The following is an 18,238-nucleotide window of genomic DNA, read 5'->3' on the forward strand; positions in this document are numbered from 1 at the left end:
TGTCCAGGCTCCTATCGCTTGTTCTTGCCAGTACGACGGCGACGAACAATAAGCTTGTCGCTCTCTTTGTTGGGGCGGCGGGTGCGGCCTTCCCGCTGACCGTTGGGGTTGACGGGGTTACGTCCACCGGACGTCTTACCCTCACCACCACCGTGCGGGTGGTCAACCGGGTTCATGGCGACACCACGGACGGTCGGGCGGACGCCCTTCCAGCGCATGCGGCCGGCCTTGCCCCAGTTGATGTTCGACTGCTCGGCGTTGCCGACCTCGCCGACGGTTGCGCGGCAGCGCACGTCAACGTTGCGGATTTCGCCGGAAGGCAGACGCAGCTGGGCGAAACGGCCTTCCTTTGCAACGAGCTGGATCGATGCGCCGGCGGAGCGGCCCATCTTGGCGCCGCCACCCGGACGCAGTTCAACTGCGTGGATAACAGTACCCACGGGGATGTTGCGCAGGGGCAGGTTGTTGCCAGGCTTGATGTCAGCGTTGGCGCCGGCCTCTACGAAGTCACCCTGGGACAGCTTGTTCGGGGCGATGATGTAACGCTTGGTGCCATCAACGTAGTGCAGGAGGGCGATGCGAGCCGTACGGTTCGGATCGTACTCAATTTCAGCAACGCGGGCGTCCACGCCGTCCTTGTCGTGACGACGGAAGTCGATCAGACGGTACTGGCGCTTGTGTCCGCCACCCTTGTGACGGGTGGTGATCTTACCGGTGTTGTTACGGCCGCCCTTTTTGGGCAGCGGACGTACCAACGACTTTTCCGGCGTCGACCGCGTGATTTCGGTGAAGTCCGCTACGCTCGAGCCACGACGGCCCGGGGTAGTCGGCTTGTATTTACGGATTCCCATAATTTATTTCCTCGTTAAAGTGGTCTCCGCTACGAGAGCGGACCGCCGAAGATGTCGATGGTGCCTTCTTTGAGGGTGACAATCGCACGCTTGGTGTTCTTGCGGGTACCCCATCCGAATTTGGTGCGCTTGCGCTTACCGGCACGGTTGATGGTGTTGATCGAGTCGACCTTGACGGAGAAGATTTTCTCCACGGCCAGCTTGATCTCGGTCTTGTTCGAACGGGGGTCCACCAGGAAGGTGTACTTGCCCTCGTCGATCAGGCCGTAGCTCTTTTCCGACACGACGGGTGCAAGCACGACGTCGCGGGGATCCTTGATGGTGGCTGCACTCACTTGGCATCCTCCTCATTCTTTGCCACTGCCTTGCCGGCAACGAATGCGTCGTAGGCAGCCTTGGTGAAGACAACGTCATCGGAGACGAGAACGTCGTAGGTGTTCAGCTGGTCTGCGTACAGAACGTGAACACCGGCGAGGTTGCGCACGGACAGTGCGGCAACATCGTTGGCGCGCTCGATGACGACCAGCAGGTTCTTGCGGTCGGAAACACCGCGCAGCGCTGCAAGTGCAGCCTTGGCGGAGGGCTTGGTGCCTTCTACCAGCTCGGCGACGACGTGGATACGGCCGTTGCGTGCCCGGTCAGACAGTGCACCGCGCAGGGCGGCAGCAATCATCTTCTTGGGGGTGCGCTGGCTGTAGTCACGCGGGGTGGGACCGTGGACAATGCCACCGCCGGTCATGTGCGGAGCACGGATGGAACCCTGACGGGCGCGGCCGGTGCCCTTCTGCTTGAACGGCTTGCGTCCTGCACCGGAAACTTCAGCGCGGGTCTTGGTCTTGTGGGTACCCTGGCGAGCAGCAGCGAGCTGGGCAACGACAACCTGGTGCAGCAGCGGCACGTTGGTCTGTACGTCGAAGATCTCTGCAGGCAGGTCAACCTGGACAGTGTTAGCCATTGAACTAGGCTCCCTTCACGGCGGTGCGTACGAGGACGACCTGGCCGCGGGCGCCGGGGACGGCACCCTTGATAAGGAGCAGCGACTTCTCGACGTCAACCGCGTGGACCGTGAGGTTCAGCGTGGTGTGACGAACGGCGCCCATGCGGCCGGCCATTTTCATGCCCTTGAAGACGCGGCTCGGGGTGGATGCGCCACCGATTGAACCGGGCTTACGGTGGTTCTTGTGGGCACCGTGGGAAGCTCCAACGCCGTGGAAGCCGTGACGCTTCATAACACCGGCGAAGCCCTTACCCTTGGTGGTGCCGATGACGTCGATCTTCTGGCCGGCTTCGAAGACCTCTACGGAGAGCTCCTGGCCCAGCTCGTACTCAGCAGCATCTGCGGTACGGAGTTCGACGACGTGGCGGCGAGGCGTGACGCCTGCCTTTTCAAAGTGACCAGCCAGCGGCTTGGTGACCTTGCGGGGATCGATCTGGCCGTAGCCGATCTGAACGGCGACGTAGCCATCAGCTTCTGCGTTGCGCAGCTGGGTGATGACGTTCGAATCTGCCTGGACCACAGTGACGGGGATGAGCTTGTTGTTCTCGTCCCAGACCTGGGTCATGCCGAGCTTCGTGCCCAGCAGGCCCTTTACGTTACGGGTTGCGGTCATAGTCTCTCAGCACCTCCCTACAGCTTGATTTCGATGTTCACGTCAGCCGGCAGGTCGAGACGCATGAGCGAGTCAACAGCCTTCGGCGTGGGATCGATGATGTCGATAAGACGCTTGTGCGTGCGCATTTCAAAGTGCTCGCGGCTGTCCTTGTACTTGTGCGGAGAGCGGATCACGCAGTACACGTTCTTCTCCGTCGGCAGCGGCACGGGGCCCACTACCGTTGCGCCTGCGCGCGTGACCGTCTCAACGATCTTCCGTGCTGAAACGTCAATGACCTCGTGGTCGTATGACTTCAGCCGGATGCGGATTTTTTGTCCCGCCATGTCGCCTGACTCTCTTTCAGTCTGTGCTTCCCCTGGTTAGGGCTGCCCTGTTCATTTCTCGTTGTATGGCTGCCGAAGCATTTGAAGTCGTAACTACCACCCGCCGCACAAACTGAATCCGGATGAATCCGGGTTCCTCACCTTGCCGGCGCAACCGACCCCCGCGGTCGGGCGTGTCGCGCTTTTCACGCATACAAATCCGCTATCCATGGGGAGTGGGTTATGTTTGGTCTTCCACTTGGACCCTGACACCCGGCATTATCCGGATCGGGACACGAAGAAGCGCTTGAACAACTCATCTAGTATGCCGGAATTTATGGCCAGAAGCGAATCGGTCCCGTCAGGAGCGTCCTGCCCGGTGCCCCTAGCAGGACCATTGCCCACGGACATTTCCGAATGGATGATAGGGGAATGACTCTGGAAAGCACTGAATCGGCGACCCAACTGGCGAACCGCATGCCGCCGTCGTTCACCCTGGGGGTTGCGGCAGCGGCCTTCCAGATTGAGGGTGCACTGACCGACGGCGGCCGCGGCCCCTCTGGCTGGGACGCCTTCGCCGAGAAGCCCGGGGCCATTATGGACGGTCACTCCCCCGCCGTGGCGTGCGACCACTACAACAGGTTGCCGGAGGACGTTGCGCTGCTCCAGGACCTTGGCGTGGACTCCTACCGGTTTTCGCTGTCCTGGCCGCGGATCCAGCCCGACGGGCGGGGGGCGTTCAACAAGGAGGGCCTGGACTTTTACGACCGGCTGCTCGATCAGCTCCTCGCTGCTGGGGTCTCCCCCATGGCCACTCTCTACCATTGGGACACGCCGCTGCCGCTGGAACACCGCGGCGGCTGGCTGAACCGCGAGACCGCCGAACGCTTTGGGGACTACGCCAGTGCGGCGGGCGAGCGTTTCGGGGACCGCGTGGCGCAGTGGGTCACGCTGAATGAACCGGTATCCGTGACACTGAACGGCTATGCCCTCGGCGTCCACGCCCCCGGCCATGCGCTGATGTTCGATGCCCTCCCCTCCATCCACCACCAGTTGCTGGCCCACGGGCTGGGTGCGCAGGCCCTGCGCGCTGCCGGGGTGTCAGGCGGCATCGGCGTCACCAACCTCCATGCCCCCGTCCGGCCGGCAAGCCGAAAGATCGGCGACCGGCTGGTGGCGCACCTCTACGACCTGCTCATGAACAGGATCTACGCGGATCCAGTGCTCCTGGGCCGCTACCCTTCGCTCCCCCTGTACGCCAAACCCTGGCTTCGGTCCATCGGGAAAATCTCCGACGCCGACCTGCACACCATCCACCAGCCCCTGGACTTCTACGGCCTCAACTACTACTTCCCGGTGAAGGTGGCGCTCGGCAAGGGGTCGGCGTCCATACCCGCGGACGTGCATAAAGCGGTGGCAAGGCTGCCGTTCCATGAGGTGGGCTATCCGGAATACAGCAGCACCGGGTTCGGGTGGCCGGTGGCCCCGGACCATCTGGGCGTCCTGCTGAAGGAACTTCACGACCGCTACGGCGATGCCCTCCCCCCGGTATACATCACCGAGGGCGGTGCCAGCTTCCCGGAACCGGACACCGTCTCGGGAACTTTAGCGGACGAGGAACGGGTAACGTACCTGGCGACGCACCTGGGCGCTGCCCTCGACGCAACAGCCCCCGGCGGGATCGCCGCCGGCGTGGACCTGCGCGGCTACTATGTGTGGACCCTGATGGACAACTTCGAATGGGCGGCAGGCTACTCCCAAAGATTCGGGTTGGTCCATGTCGACTTTGAGACGCAGGAAAGAACCCCAAAAAAGTCCTTCTACTGGTACCAGGCACTCAGCCGGGCACGGAAAGCCAAGGGCGCGTAGCCGAGGTGTCCCTGCCTGCCGCGGTAGCGGCTAAAGGTTCTTGTTTGCCCGGTTGATCCGCTTGGCGCGGTCGATTTCGTTGCGGAAGTGCTTCTTGGCCCAGAACACGCCGGCGACGACGGCAACTGCGATGATCAGGAAAATAAGCCAGCCCATGATGAACTCCTTTCGGTCCAGCAACAGTATCAGGGACGCGTTAACCAAAAAGAACAGCCCCGCTACAGATGCAGCGGGGCTGTTCTTCAGTTCACCAATAATTACTTGATGATCTTGGTAACGCGTCCTGAACCAACGGTGCGGCCGCCTTCGCGGATTGCGAAGCCGAGGCCCTCTTCCATTGCGATCGGCTGGATGAGCGCAACGGTCATCTCAGTGTTGTCGCCAGGCATAACCATTTCCGTGCCCTCGGGCAGGGTGATAACGCCGGTTACGTCCGTGGTGCGGAAGTAGAACTGCGGGCGGTAGTTGGAGTAGAACGGGTTGTGACGTCCGCCTTCGTCCTTGGAGAGGATGTAGACGTTGGCCTCGAAGTCGGTGTGCGGGGTGATGGAACCCGGCTTGACGACAACCTGGCCACGCTCGACATCGTCGCGCTTCAGACCGCGGAGCAGGAGGCCACAGTTCTCGCCGGCCCATGCTTCGTCGAGCTGCTTGTGGAACATCTCGATACCGGTAACCGTGGTCTTCTGGACCGGGCGGATGCCGACGATCTCGACCTCGGAGTTGATGGCGAGGGTTCCACGCTCGGCGCGGCCCGTAACAACGGTGCCACGGCCGGTGATGGTGAAGACGTCCTCGATCGGCATCAGGAACGGCTTGTCGCGGTCGCGTACGGGGTCCGGAACGGACTCGTCAACAGCGGCCATCAGGTCCTCAACGGACTTGACCCACTCGGGGTCGCCTTCCAGGGCCTTGAGGCCGGAAACGCGAACCACGGGTGCTTCGTCACCATCGAAGCCCTGCGAGCTCAGGAGCTCACGAACTTCCATTTCAACGAGGTCCAGCAGTTCCTCATCGTCAACCATGTCGGCCTTGTTCAGCGCGACCAGCAGGTAGGGAACACCAACCTGGCGGGCGAGCAGAACGTGCTCGCGGGTCTGAGCCATGGGGCCGTCAGTAGCGGCGACCACGAGGATAGCGCCGTCCATCTGGGCAGCACCGGTGATCATGTTCTTGATGTAGTCAGCGTGACCCGGGGCGTCTACGTGTGCGTAGTGGCGCTTTTCGGTCTGGTACTCCACGTGGGAGATGTTGATGGTAATGCCACGCTGACGCTCTTCGGGAGCAGAGTCGATCGACGCGAAGTCGCGCTTCTCGTTGAGATCCGGGTACTTGTCGTACAGCACCTTGGAAATGGCGGCCGTCAACGTCGTCTTACCGTGGTCAACGTGACCAATGGTGCCGATGTTAACGTGCGGCTTAGTCCGCTCGAACTTTGCCTTTGCCACAGGTTCCTCCTAGAACGTTTTCAAATGACATACCCTTCAGCCGCGCTTGTCGCGGCGGAAACTCAGGTAAGTCTACTTGGGGGGCTTTGGATTGGTGAAATTGCAGATTCAGGAACTAATACTAGTCCCTCGAGCCTGTTCGTGCAGATGGCCGGAACCGGCTTGGCCGGACGAATCCGACCGGCCCCGGCCACCTGCACCGGCTGTGCTTTCCTGGATCGAAAAGCGCACCCGAGGTTGTTCGCTGCGAAAGTCCGGGGACTATTCGCCGCGGGTCTTCTGGATGATCTCGTCGGCAACTGCCTTCGGGACCTCGGCGTAGCTGTTGAACGTCATGGAGTACACAGCGCGGCCCTGGGTCTTGGAGCGCAGGTCGCCGATGTAGCCGAACATGCCGGACAGCGGAACGTGCGCACGGATGACCTTGACGCCCTGTGCATCTTCCATGGACTGCATCTGGCCACGGCGGGAGTTGAGGTCACCGATAACTTCACCCATGTATTCCTCAGGGGTGCGGACCTCGACATCCATCAGCGGTTCGAGCAGAACCGGGTTCGCCTTGCGTGCGGCTTCCTTGAAAGCCATACGGCCGGCGATCTTGAACGCCATTTCCGAGGAGTCAACATCGTGGTAGGCGCCGTCAACCAGCGTCGCCTTGATGCCGACAACCGGGTAACCGGCCAGGACGCCGTCGTTCAGCGCATCCTGGATACCAGCGTCAACCGAAGGGATGTACTCGCGGGGAACGCGGCCACCGGTGACCTTGTTCTCGAACTCGTACAGCTCGCCATCGGCCGTGTCCAGCGGCTCGATCGCAATCTGGATCTTTGCGAACTGGCCCGAACCACCGGTCTGCTTCTTGTGCGTGTAGTCGTGGCGTTCGACGGCGCGCTTGATGGTTTCGCGGTAAGCAACCTGGGGCTTGCCCACGTTTGCTTCGACCTTGAATTCGCGGCGCATGCGGTCCACCAGGATGTCCAGGTGGAGCTCGCCCATGCCGGCGATGATGGTCTGGCCGGTGTCTTCGTTGAGGGACACCTGGAAGGTGGGGTCCTCAGCGGAGAGCTTCTGGATGGCGGTGGAGAGCTTCTCCTGGTCACCCTTGGTGTTCGGCTCGATGGCAACCGAGATCACGGGCTCCGGGAAGCTCATGGACTCGAGGACGATCTGGTTGGCGGAGTCGCACAGGGTGTCGCCCGTGGTGGTGTCCTTCAGACCGATGGCTGCGTAGATGTGGCCGGCGGTAGCGCCTTCAACAGGCATTTCCTTGTTGGCGTGCATCTGGAACAGCTTGCCGATGCGCTCCTTCTTGCCCTTGGTGGAGTTGACCACCTGGGCGCCTGCTTCCACGTGACCGGAGTACACGCGGATGAAGGTGAGCTGGCCGAAGAACGGGTGAGCAGCAATCTTGAAGGCCAGTGCGGAGAACGGCTCTTCGGAGGACGGCTTGCGGGTCAGTTCCTTCTCTTCGTCGCGAGGATCGTGGCCGACCATCGGGGGGACGTCGAGCGGGTTCGGCAGGTAGTCGACGACTGCATCGAGCATCGGCTGAACGCCACGGTTCTTGAACGCGGAGCCGCAGAAGATCGGGTAGAGCTCGGAGTTGATCGTCATCTTGCGGATGCCGGCCTTGAGCTCGTCGATCGAGATCTCTTCGCCTTCGAGGTACTTCTCCATGAGTTCCTCGGAGGACTCTGCAACGGTCTCAACGAGCGTTGCGCGGTACTCCTCGGCCTTTTCCTGGAGGTCGGCCGGGATCTCGCGGATCTCGTACTTGGCACCCATGGTCACGTCGCCCTTGGCATCGCCGGGCCATACGAGGGCACGCATGTAGAGCAGGTCCACGACGCCGATGAAGTCGTTCTCGGCACCGATCGGCAGCTGCATGACGAGCGGCTTGGCGCCCAGGCGGCTGATGATGGTGTCTACGGTGAAGTAGAAGTCAGCGCCCAGCTTGTCCATCTTGTTGACGAAGCAGATACGCGGGACGTTGTACTTGTCAGCTTGGCGCCAGACGGTCTCGGACTGAGGCTCAACGCCTTCCTTGCCATCGAAGACGGCGACGGCACCGTCGAGGACGCGCAGGGAGCGCTCAACCTCAACGGTGAAGTCAACGTGGCCGGGGGTGTCGATGATGTTGATCTGGTTGTTTTCCCAGAAGCAGGTCACGGCGGCAGACGTGATGGTGATGCCGCGTTCCTTTTCCTGTTCCATCCAGTCAGTGGTCGAAGCGCCGTCGTGCGTTTCGCCGATCTTGTGGTTCACACCCGTGTAGAACAGGATGCGCTCGGTGGTGGTGGTCTTGCCGGCATCAATGTGGGCCATGATGCCGATGTTGCGGACCTTACTAAGGTCGGTAAGCACGTCCTGTGCCACGGGGTCTCCTTTTGGGATTGACTACGCGTTCGCCGCCGGCTCGGTTGAGCCGGCGGCGCCCGGGAGTATTACCAGCGGTAGTGTGCGAAGGCCTTGTTGGACTCGGCCATCTTGTGGGTGTCTTCGCGACGCTTCACAGCGGCACCGAGACCGTTGGATGCATCCAGGATTTCGTTCTGGAGGCGCTCGGTCATCGTCTTCTCGCGGCGGGCCTTTGAGTAGCCAACCAGCCAGCGCAGTGCGAGGGCGGTGGAGCGGCCCGGCTTGACCTCAACCGGAACCTGGTAGGTGGCGCCACCGACGCGGCGTGAGCGGACCTCGAGGGAAGGCTTGACGTTGTCCATGGCCTTCTTGAGGGCTGCTACGGGGTCGCCGCCGGACTTGGCGCGGGCGCCTTCGAGGGCACCGTAGACGATGCGCTCTGCCGTGGACTTCTTGCCGTCAACGAGCACCTTGTTGATGAGCTGGGTGACCAGCGGGGAGCCGTAAACGGGATCTAGTACGAGCGGCCGCTTGGGGGCCGGACCCTTGCGAGGCATATTACTTCTTCTCCATCTTTGCGCCGTAGCGGCTGCGTGCCTGCTTACGGTTCTTGACACCCTGGGTATCGAGGGCGCCACGGACGATCTTGTAGCGGACACCCGGAAGGTCCTTCACACGACCACCGCGGACGAGCACAATGGAGTGCTCCTGCAGGTTGTGGCCAACACCGGGGATGTAGGCGGTTACTTCCACGCCGCCGTTGAGGCGTACACGTGCCACCTTACGCAGAGCCGAGTTCGGTTTCTTCGGGGTGGTGGTGTAGACGCGGGTGCAAACACCGCGGCGCATGGGGCTGCCCTTAAGCGCGGGAGCCTTGGTCTTTGAGACCTTAGGCGTGCGGCCCTTGCGGACCAGCTGGTTAATCGTAGGCACTCTCGTGTTCTCCGTTTTATCCGGAGTGGCCGCTTCCGGCCACTCTCCTTTGCGTTGCCCCGCCGCCTGGGCCTTGAAGAAGATCTCCAAGGCGGCGAAGGCGAAGCCTTAATAGTCGGATCGCATACGCAGGGAATGACCTGACTTGCGTCTTCAACGGTCCCTAGGCATGCAAAAATGTGGCATACGTTGCACAAGAACCCTGCAAACCGGAAACGTCGCTCTGGTTCAGCCCTAAGGCTGGTACCGGCGCACTCATCCACTGCCACAATAACAATTGGTAACAAGTCTAGCATGGACGGGCTCCACGCCTTAATCGGCGGTTTAAACGGGGATGGTCCCCCACCTTGCGGTGAAGGACCATCCCATGGCTGCAACTGCCTTTAGCGGAAGTCGTTGCCCAGGTCGTAGTCATCCAGCGGGATGGCGTGGAACTCGGGAGCTCCATCCCCACCCAGGGTGTCGTACGAGAAGTCACTGAACGCGCTGGGGCCGGTGAACAGGTTGGCCTTTGCTTCCTCAGTGGGCTCGACGGTGACCTCGGTGTAGCGCGGGAGGCCCGTGCCGGCCGGGATCAGCTTACCGATGATGACGTTCTCCTTGAGGCCGAGCAGCGGGTCGCTCTTGCCTTCCATGGCCGCCTGCGTCAGGACGCGGGTGGTCTCCTGGAAGGAAGCTGCGGACAGCCAGGACTCGGTTGCCAGGGACGCCTTGGTGATGCCCATGAGCTCGGGACGTCCGGAAGCCGGAGTCTTGCCCTCGGACACAACGCGGCGGTTGGCATCCTCGAAACGGCTGCGCTCGGCGAGCTCGCCGGGCAGCAGGTCCGATTCACCGGACTCGATGACCGTGACACGGCGCAGCATCTGGCGGACGATAACCTCGACGTGCTTGTCGTGGATACCGATGCCCTGGCTGCGGTACACGCCCTGGACTTCGTCCACCAGGAACTTCTGTGCCGCACGCGGACCCATGATGCGCAGGACCTGCTTGGGATCCACCGGGCCGTTGATCAGCTTCTGGCCGACGGTGACGTGGTCGCCATCCTCGATCAGCAGGCGTGAACGGCGCAGCACCGGGTAGGCGATCTCTTCGGTTCCGTCATCGGGAGTGATGACCAGGCGCATCTGGCGCTCGGACTCTTCGATGGTGATGCGGCCGGCTGCTTCAGCAATCGGTGCGACACCCTTCGGAGTACGGGCTTCGAAGAGCTCCTGGATACGGGGCAGACCCTGGGTGATGTCGTCGCCACCGCTGGCGGAGACGGCACCACCGGTGTGGAACGTACGCATGGTCAGCTGGGTACCGGGCTCACCGATGGACTGTGCGGCGATGATGCCGACGGCCTCGCCGATGTCCACGGTCTTGCCGGTGGCCAGTGAACGGCCGTAGCACAGTGCGCAGGTTCCAACGCTGGACTCACAAGTGAGTACGGAGCGGACCTTGACCTCGGTGATGCCTGCCTTGAACAGCTCATCGATCACCACGTCACCGCAGTCGGTGCCGGCGGCTGCGAGGACCTTGCCCTCGGAGTCCACGACGTCGACGGCGAGCGTACGTGCGTAGGCACTGTTCTCGACGTTCTCGTCCAGGACCAGCTCACCGTTGGAGTCGGCGACGGCGATGGGCGTGACCAGGCCACGCTCGGTGCCGCAGTCCTCTTCGCGGACGATGACATCCTGGGAGACGTCCACCAGGCGGCGGGTCAGGTAACCCGAGTTGGCGGTACGCAGTGCGGTGTCAGCCAGACCCTTACGGGCACCGTGCGTGGCGATGAAGTATTCCAGAACCGACAGGCCCTCGCGGTAGGAGGACTTGATGGGACGGGGAATAATTTCACCCTTCGGGTTGGCCACCAGGCCACGGATACCCGCGATCTGGCGGACCTGCATCCAGTTACCACGTGCACCGGAGGACACCATGCGGTTGATGGTGTTCATCGGGGACAGGCTGTCGCGCATTGCCTGGGCGATCTCGTTGGTTGCCTTGTTCCAGATCTCGATCAGTTCCTGGCGGCGCTCGTCGTCGTCGATCAGGCCCTTGTCGTACTGGCCCTGGATCTTGGCGGCGCGCTCCTCGTAGCCGGCGAGGATCTCCGGCTTGGCGGCCGGCACCTCGATGTCCGAGATAGCAACGGTGACGCCTGAACGGGTGGCCCAGTAGAAACCGGCATCCTTCAGGTTGTCCAGAGTTGCCGCGGTGACCACCTTCGGGTAGCGCTCGGCGAGGTCGTTGACGATGCGGGACAGTTCGCCCTTGTCGGCAACGGCTTCAACCCAGGGGTAGTCCTCGGGCAGGGTCTCGTTGAAGAGGACCTGGCCCAGGGAGGTCTGGACAAGTGCGGGCTGGCCCTGCTCCCAGCCTTCCGGAGCTTCCCAGCCTGCGTACGGCACGAAGCCTTCGAGGCGGATCTTGACCTGCGAGTTCAGGTGCAGCTCGCGGGCATCGAACGCCATGATGGCTTCCGACACAGAACCGAAGATGCGGCCTTCGCCAGCCGAACCCTTGCGCTTGGTGGTCAGGTGGTAGAGGCCGATGATCATATCCTGCGAGGGCAGGGTGACCGGACGTCCGTCAGAGGGCTTCAGGATGTTGTTGGAGGACAGCATCAGGATGCGGGCTTCAGCCTGGGCCTCGGGGCTCAGCGGCAGGTGGACTGCCATCTGGTCGCCGTCGAAGTCAGCGTTGAAGGCGCCACAAACCAGCGGGTGGAGCTGGATGGCCTTGCCTTCAACAAGCTGCGGCTCGAACGCCTGGATACCGAGGCGGTGCAGGGTAGGTGCACGGTTGAGCAGCACCGGGTGTTCGGTGATGATCTCTTCCAGCACGTCCCAGACCTGCGGACGGTAGCGCTCGACCATGCGCTTGGCCGACTTGATGTTCTGGGCATGGTTGAGGTCAACCAGGCGCTTCATCACGAACGGCTTGAAGAGCTCCAGGGCCATCTGCTTGGGCAGGCCGCACTGGTGCAGCTTCAGCTGCGGGCCGACGACGATGACCGAACGGCCGGAGTAGTCGACGCGCTTGCCGAGGAGGTTCTGGCGGAAACGGCCCTGCTTGCCCTTGAGCATGTCGCTCAGGGACTTCAGCGGACGGTTGCCCGGTCCGGTGACCGGACGGCCGCGGCGGCCGTTGTCGAAGAGGCTGTCAACAGCTTCCTGAAGCATGCGCTTCTCGTTGTTGACGATGATCTCCGGAGCACCCAGGTCAAGCAGGCGCTTGAGGCGGTTGTTGCGGTTGATCACGCGGCGGTACAGGTCGTTGAGGTCGGAGGTCGCGAAGCGGCCACCGTCCAGCTGGACCATGGGGCGCAGTTCCGGCGGGATCACCGGGACGGCGTCGAGGACCATGCCAAGCGGGCTGTTGTTGGTGGTCAGGAACGCGTTGACCACCTTCAGGCGCTTGAGGGCGCGGGTCTTGCGCTGGCCCTTGCCGTTGGCAATGATGTCGCGCAGCAGGTCGGACTCGGCCTGCATGTCGAAGCTTTCAAGGCGCTTCTTGATGGCTTCGGCACCCATGGAGCCTTCGAAGTACATGCCGTAGCGGTCTCGCAGCTCGCGGTACAGTCCTTCGTCACCTTCGAGGTCGGCGACCTTCAGGTTCTTGAAGCGGTCCCAGACCTGCTCGAGGCGCTCAATGTCGGCATCGGCGCGCTTGCGAACGTTGGCCATCTGGCGGTCGGCGGAGTCGCGTGCCTTCTTCTTGTCGGCAGCCTTCGCGCCTTCGCCCTCGAGGCGGGCAATCTCGCCTTCGAGGTCGCGGGCGATCGCCGCGATGTCGGAGTCGCGGTTGTCGATCAGCTGCTTCTTCTCGATGTCGTGCTCAACCTGCAGGTTGGGCAGTTCCTCGTGGCGGGCGGCTTCGTCAACGCTGGTGATCATGTAGGCAGCGAAGTAGATGACCTTTTCGAGGTCCTTCGGTGCCAGGTCGAGGAGGTAGCCCAGACGGGAGGGAACACCCTTGAAGTACCAGATGTGCGTGACGGGTGCGGCCAGCTCGATGTGGCCCATGCGTTCGCGGCGGACCTTTGCGCGGGTGACTTCGACGCCACAACGCTCACAGATGATGCCCTTGAAGCGCACGCGCTTGTACTTGCCGCAGTAGCATTCCCAGTCCCGGGACGGGCCGAAGATCTTCTCGCAGAAGAGTCCGTCCTTCTCGGGCTTGAGTGTGCGGTAGTTGATGGTTTCCGGCTTCTTAACCTCGCCGTAAGACCAGCCACGGATGTCTTCCGCGGTGGCGAGGCCGATCTGCATGAGGCCGAAGGAGGATTCGCTGGACATATGGTCCCTGTTCTCTCTTGTTCTCTAAATTCTGAAGTCTTGGGTGCGGGATGAGGGAAGGGGCTACCGGGAAAGGACAGCGCGGTGGGGCCGCTTGCCTCTCCCGGTAAACCTCCTTCTAGACCTCTTCTACGGAACTGGGCTCTGCACGAGACAGATCGATGCCCAGTTCTTCCGCAGCCGTGAAGACTGCGTCATCAGAGTCACGCATTTCAATTGTGGTTCCGTCCGTGGAAAGAACTTCCACATTCAGGCACAGCGACTGCATTTCCTTGATCAAGACCTTGAAGGACTCGGGAACGCCCGGCTCCGGGATGTTCTCGCCCTTGACGATGGCTTCGTAGACCTTCACGCGGCCATGGATGTCATCAGACTTGATGGTGAGGAGTTCCTGGAGCGTGTAGGCGGCGCCGTAGGCTTCGAGCGCCCACACTTCCATTTCACCGAAGCGCTGGCCACCGAACTGGGCCTTACCACCCAGCGGCTGCTGCGTGATCATGGAGTACGGGCCGGTGGAGCGCGCGTGGATCTTGTCGTCCACCAGGTGGTGGAGCTTCAGGATGTACATGTAGCCGACCGAGATCGGATCCGGGAACGGCTCGCCGGAGCGGCCGTCGAACAGGCGGGTCTTGCCGGAGGAGTTGATCAGGCGTTCGCCGTCGCGGGTCACGTTGGTGGAGTCCAGCAGGCCCGTGATTTCCTCTTCGCGGGCACCATCGAACACCGGCGTTGCAACAGTGGTCTGGCCACTTTCGCGCGGCAGGTTCGGCAGCTGCTTGACCCACTCGGGCTCGCCTTCGATCTTCCAGCCGGTCTTGGCAACCCAGCCGAGGTGCGTTTCGAGCACCTGGCCCACGTTCATACGGCCCGGGACACCCAGCGGGTTCAGGACGATATCAACGGGGGTGCCGTCGGCAAGGAAGGGCATGTCCTCAACGGGGAGGATCTTGGAGATAACACCCTTGTTGCCGTGGCGGCCGGCGAGCTTGTCGCCGTCGGTGATCTTGCGCTTGGCAGCGACGTAGACGCGGACCAGCTGGTTCACGCCCGGGGGCAGCTCGTCGTCGTTGTCGCGGTCGAAGACGCGCACGCCGATGACGGTGCCGGACTCGCCGTGGGGAACCTTCAGCGAGGTGTCGCGGACTTCGCGGGACTTCTCGCCGAAGATGGCGCGCAGCAGGCGCTCTTCCGGGGTCAGCTCGGTTTCACCCTTCGGGGTGACCTTTCCGACCAGGATGTCCCCTGCTTCAACCTCGGCACCGATGTGGATGATGCCGCGCTCGTCCAGGCCCGCCAGGACTTCCTCGGACACGTTGGGGATGTCACGGGTGATTTCCTCGGCACCAAGTTTGGTGTCGCGGGCATCGATCTCGTGCTCCTCGATGTGGATGGAGGAAAGAACGTCCTCGGCAACGATGCGCTGCGAGAGGATGATGGCGTCCTCGAAGTTGTGGCCTTCCCACGACATGAATGCCACGAGCAGGTTCTTGCCGAGGGCGAGCTCGCCCTGGTCCGTTGCCGGGCCGTCGGCGATGATGCCGCCAACTTCCAGGCGCTGGCCTTCGTTCACCAGGACACGGTGGTTGTAGCAGTTGCCCTGGTTGGAGCGGGCGAACTTGTTGATGCGGTAGTTGGTCTCCGTGCCGTCGTCGTTGAGCATGATGACGAGCTCGGCGGAAACCTCGGTGACCACACCGGCCTTCTTGGCGATGACAACGTCACCGGCGTCGACGGCTGCGGCGCGCTCCATGCCGGTGCCCACGAACGGGGCCTCGGAACGGACCAGCGGCACGGCCTGGCGCTGCATGTTGGCACCCATGAGTGCGCGGTTTGCGTCGTCGTGCTCCAGGAACGGGATCAGGGCGGTGGCCACGGACACCATCTGGCGCGGGGAAACGTCCATGAACTCGACGTCCTCGGCGGGAACGAGGACGGGCTCGCCTCCACCACCGCGGGCACGGACCAGGACGGTCTCTTCGGCGAACTTCTTGTTCTCGTCCAGCGGCGCGTTGGCCTGGGCGATCAGGACCTCAGCCTCGTCGTCGGCCGTCAGGTACTGGACGTCGTCGGAAACGACGCCGTTCTTGACCAGGCGGTACGGCGTCTCGATGAAGCCGAACGGGTTGATGCGTCCGTAGGATGCCAGCGAACCGATCAGGCCAATGTTCGGGCCTTCAGGGGTTTCGATGGGGCACATACGTCCGTAGTGGGACGGGTGCACGTCACGGACTTCCATGCCGGCGCGGTCACGGGACAGACCACCCGGGCCAAGGGCCGACAGGCGGCGCTTGTGGGTCAAACCCGAGAGCGGGTTGTTCTGGTCCATGAACTGGGACAGCTGGGACGTTCCGAAGAACTCCTTGATGGCCGCAACCACGGGGCGGATGTTGATCAGGGTCTGCGGCGTGATGGCCTCGACGTCCTGGGTGGTCATACGCTCGCGGACAACGCGCTCCATGCGGGACAGGCCGGTGCGGACCTGGTTCTCGATGAGCTCGCCGACGGCGCGGATCCGGCGGTTGCCGAAGTGGTCGATGTCGTCGATTTCGACGCGCAGGTCCACTTCCTGGCCGTCACGGGTGCCCTTGATGGTCTTCTCGCCGGCGTGCAGCGCAACGAGGAACTTGATCATGGCAACGATGTCTTCAACATGCAGGACCGATGCTTCCTTGTCGCCAAGGGAGCGGTCGATGCCAAGCTTGCGGTTGATCTTGTAGCGGCCAACCTTGGCCAGATCGTAGCGCTTGGAGTTGAAGTACAGGTTGTCCAGCAGGGACTGGGCAGCCTCGACGGTGGGCGGCTCGCCCGGGCGCAGCTTCCGGTAGATGTCCAGCAACGCGTCTTCGCGCGTCTCGGTGGCGTCCTTCTCCAGCGTTGCGCGCATGGAGTCGTACTGGCCGAACTCTTCGAGAATCTGGCCTTCGGTCCAGCCGAGGGCCTTCAGCAGGACCGTGACGGACTGCTTGCGCTTGCGGTCGAGGCGGACGCCGACCTGGTCGCGCTTGTCGATTTCGAGTTCGAACCAGGCACCGCGGGACGGGATGATCTTCGCGGTGAAGATGTCCTTGTCGCTGGTCTTGTCGGCGGCACGCTCAAAGTAGGCGCCCGGGGAGCGGACCAGTTGGGAGACGACGACACGCTCGGTGCCGTTGACCACGAAGGTGCCCTTCTCGGTCATCAGCGGGAAGTCGCCCATGAACACGGTCTGCTGCTTGATTTCGCCCGTGTTGTTGTTCATGAACTCGGCCTTGACGTACAGCGGAGCGGAGTACGTAGCGTCCCGGTCCTTGCACTCGGCCATGGTGTACTTGGGGTCAGCGAACTCCGGATCAGAGAAGCTCAGGGACATGGTGCCCTGGAAGTCCTCGATCGGGGAGATCTCTTCGAAGATGTCCGACAGGCCGGACGTGGTGGCGACGCTGAGATCGTTTTCTTCGACAGCCTTCGCTACGCGTGCCTGCCAGCGTTCGTTGCCGACCAGCCAGTCAAAGCTGTCCGTCTGCAGGGCAAGCAGATTCGGAACGTCAAGAGGTTCGTGAATCTTTGCGAATGAGAGCCGGCGAGTGGCACCATCAGTGCTGTCGGCAGTGTTAGCGGTTTCGTTATTAGAGGTGCTCGAGGCGACCAAGAGGGATCCTTCCACAGACCTTCAGGCGTTTTCAGATCTCCCCCGCTGTGCACCCTGCGGAATGCTCCGCAGTGCTACCATCCGGTTCCGCTATATGACCCGGGGCCCGCGCTGACCATGCTGTGACGCGGTTGACGGCACGTTGATTGTCAGCTGCCAGGCAAAGCCCACCGCTATATGAAGGCTGAAGGTAAACAGGGAAGACGCAAATATCTACGATACGGCAAAACAGCCTACGTGTCTACCCCATGTCCGGCCGGAATGCAAGCACCGGTTTTCGCGCCTCCTCGGTACTACAGCCGCAGCGTGACCCCCGCGTCCGTGCAGGTCCCGGCGTTGGCGAAGACGGCGTCCCGGACAGCGTCCTCTGACTCCTGCGCCGCCCCACTGCCGGATCCGGCGGAACCCGAGCGGTCAATCGCCAGCAGGCTCAGCGACGCGAACAGGCCGCGAAGATCGCCGGACACCGTGCCCTTCGCTTCTTCGGCCTGCAGGTAGACGTCCTCATAGCCCTCGGAATCGTCCGAAGGAACGGCCGCGTAGCGTTCAAAGAGGGAGTTGAAGAGCTCGCATGCTGCCTTGGTGCCCTGTGCAGGGGACGACGACGGCGTCCCGGCGCTGCCGCCGACGGCGGCGCTGGTACGGGCGGGGCCTGGCTCCGGCTGGGATGGGGGCGCGGAGGCGGCGTCGTTGTCGGGCACCGACACGGAACAGGCGGTGAGCGCCGCGAGGGACGCTGCTGCCGCTGTGGCAAGTAGTTTCTTCACGCTGCTGCTCCAACCGTCCCGGGGCAGGGACCCACTGTTTCCCCTGCACAAGTGTCCGCGGTCCACCCTACGCACGCCGCCGCCGTCGCGCACGTTCAAGGGATGGGGACCTCTCCCCCGCCCGGAAGCTGCAGTGGACTGTGGCCGCAGCGCGCTGCCCAGGGACGGAATGCCCATGCGGTACCG

Annotated in this window: 14 protein-coding genes; 1 reads left to right on the forward strand and 13 read right to left on the reverse strand. The window is 62.7% G+C overall.

Going from position 1 to position 18,238, the window contains the following annotated elements; all coding sequences use genetic code 11:
- Positions 1 to 11: 11 nt before the first annotated feature.
- Genes rplB through rpsJ form a run of 5 tightly spaced genes read right to left on the reverse strand, consistent with a single transcriptional unit; the run spans position 12 to position 2,787 of the window.
- A complete protein-coding gene (gene rplB / locus AC4BCK_RS14480; RefSeq protein WP_066277871.1) occupies positions 12 to 851 on the reverse strand; it encodes a 50S ribosomal protein L2 in 840 nt (279 codons plus the stop codon).
- A 29-nt stretch (positions 852 to 880) separates the two neighbouring features.
- Positions 881 to 1,186, reverse strand: a complete 306-nt coding sequence (gene rplW / locus AC4BCK_RS14485; RefSeq protein WP_102975110.1) for a 50S ribosomal protein L23 — start codon at positions 1,184 to 1,186, stop codon at positions 881 to 883.
- Positions 1,183 to 1,806: a 50S ribosomal protein L4 gene (rplD, locus tag AC4BCK_RS14490; protein WP_174176734.1), complete on the reverse strand. Its 624-nt coding sequence runs from the start codon at positions 1,804 to 1,806 to the stop codon at positions 1,183 to 1,185. Before rplD ends, rplW begins: the two co-directional genes overlap by 4 nt.
- 4 nt (positions 1,807 to 1,810) lie before the next feature.
- Entirely contained in the window at positions 1,811 to 2,461 is a 651-nt protein-coding gene (gene rplC, locus AC4BCK_RS14495) for a 50S ribosomal protein L3 (RefSeq protein ID WP_013601833.1), read from the reverse strand.
- A gap of 17 nt (positions 2,462 to 2,478) precedes the next feature.
- A complete protein-coding gene (gene rpsJ / locus AC4BCK_RS14500) occupies positions 2,479 to 2,787 on the reverse strand; it encodes a 30S ribosomal protein S10 (RefSeq protein WP_003803825.1) in 309 nt (102 codons plus the stop codon).
- 411 nt (positions 2,788 to 3,198) lie between these two features.
- On the opposite strand from rpsJ, the gene AC4BCK_RS14505 reads away from it, so the two are divergent.
- A complete protein-coding gene (locus AC4BCK_RS14505; protein ID WP_363937016.1) occupies positions 3,199 to 4,635 on the forward strand; it encodes a GH1 family beta-glucosidase in 1,437 nt (478 codons plus the stop codon).
- A 30-nt stretch (positions 4,636 to 4,665) separates the two neighbouring features.
- On the opposite strand, the gene AC4BCK_RS14510 is transcribed toward AC4BCK_RS14505, so the two are convergent.
- The 8 genes from AC4BCK_RS14510 to AC4BCK_RS14545 form a co-directional block, all read right to left on the reverse strand.
- Entirely contained in the window at positions 4,666 to 4,791 is a 126-nt protein-coding gene (locus AC4BCK_RS14510) for a protein BatD (protein WP_146072886.1), read from the reverse strand.
- A gap of 101 nt (positions 4,792 to 4,892) precedes the next feature.
- Positions 4,893 to 6,083 carry an elongation factor Tu gene (gene tuf, locus AC4BCK_RS14515; protein ID WP_056334246.1) on the reverse strand — a complete coding sequence of 397 codons (1,191 nt, stop codon included), beginning with the start codon at positions 6,081 to 6,083 and terminating at the stop codon, positions 4,893 to 4,895.
- 261 nt (positions 6,084 to 6,344) lie between these two features.
- The gene (fusA, locus tag AC4BCK_RS14520) at positions 6,345 to 8,459 is read right to left on the reverse strand and encodes an elongation factor G (RefSeq protein WP_174176738.1); all 2,115 of its coding nucleotides are present in this window, start codon (positions 8,457 to 8,459) and stop codon (positions 6,345 to 6,347) included.
- 68 nt (positions 8,460 to 8,527) lie between these two features.
- Positions 8,528 to 8,998, reverse strand: a complete 471-nt coding sequence (rpsG, locus tag AC4BCK_RS14525; RefSeq protein ID WP_026531948.1) for a 30S ribosomal protein S7 — start codon at positions 8,996 to 8,998, stop codon at positions 8,528 to 8,530.
- A gap of 1 nt (position 8,999) precedes the next feature.
- Complete coding sequence (gene rpsL / locus AC4BCK_RS14530; protein WP_009358312.1) at positions 9,000 to 9,374, reverse strand: 30S ribosomal protein S12; 375 nt, start codon at positions 9,372 to 9,374, stop codon at positions 9,000 to 9,002.
- A 383-nt stretch (positions 9,375 to 9,757) separates the two neighbouring features.
- Entirely contained in the window at positions 9,758 to 13,657 is a 3,900-nt protein-coding gene (locus AC4BCK_RS14535) for a DNA-directed RNA polymerase subunit beta' (protein ID WP_174176741.1), read from the reverse strand.
- Between the two features lie 118 nt (positions 13,658 to 13,775).
- Positions 13,776 to 17,285, reverse strand: a complete 3,510-nt coding sequence (gene rpoB, locus AC4BCK_RS14540; RefSeq protein ID WP_079596667.1) for a DNA-directed RNA polymerase subunit beta — start codon at positions 17,283 to 17,285, stop codon at positions 13,776 to 13,778.
- 293 nt (positions 17,286 to 17,578) lie between these two features.
- On the reverse strand, positions 17,579 to 18,052 hold the full coding sequence (locus AC4BCK_RS14545) for a hypothetical protein (protein ID WP_174176743.1): 474 nt from the start codon (positions 18,050 to 18,052) through the stop codon (positions 17,579 to 17,581).
- Positions 18,053 to 18,238: the final 186 nt, after the last annotated feature.

It is taken from the genome of Pseudarthrobacter sp. As-47 (assembly GCF_058215595.1).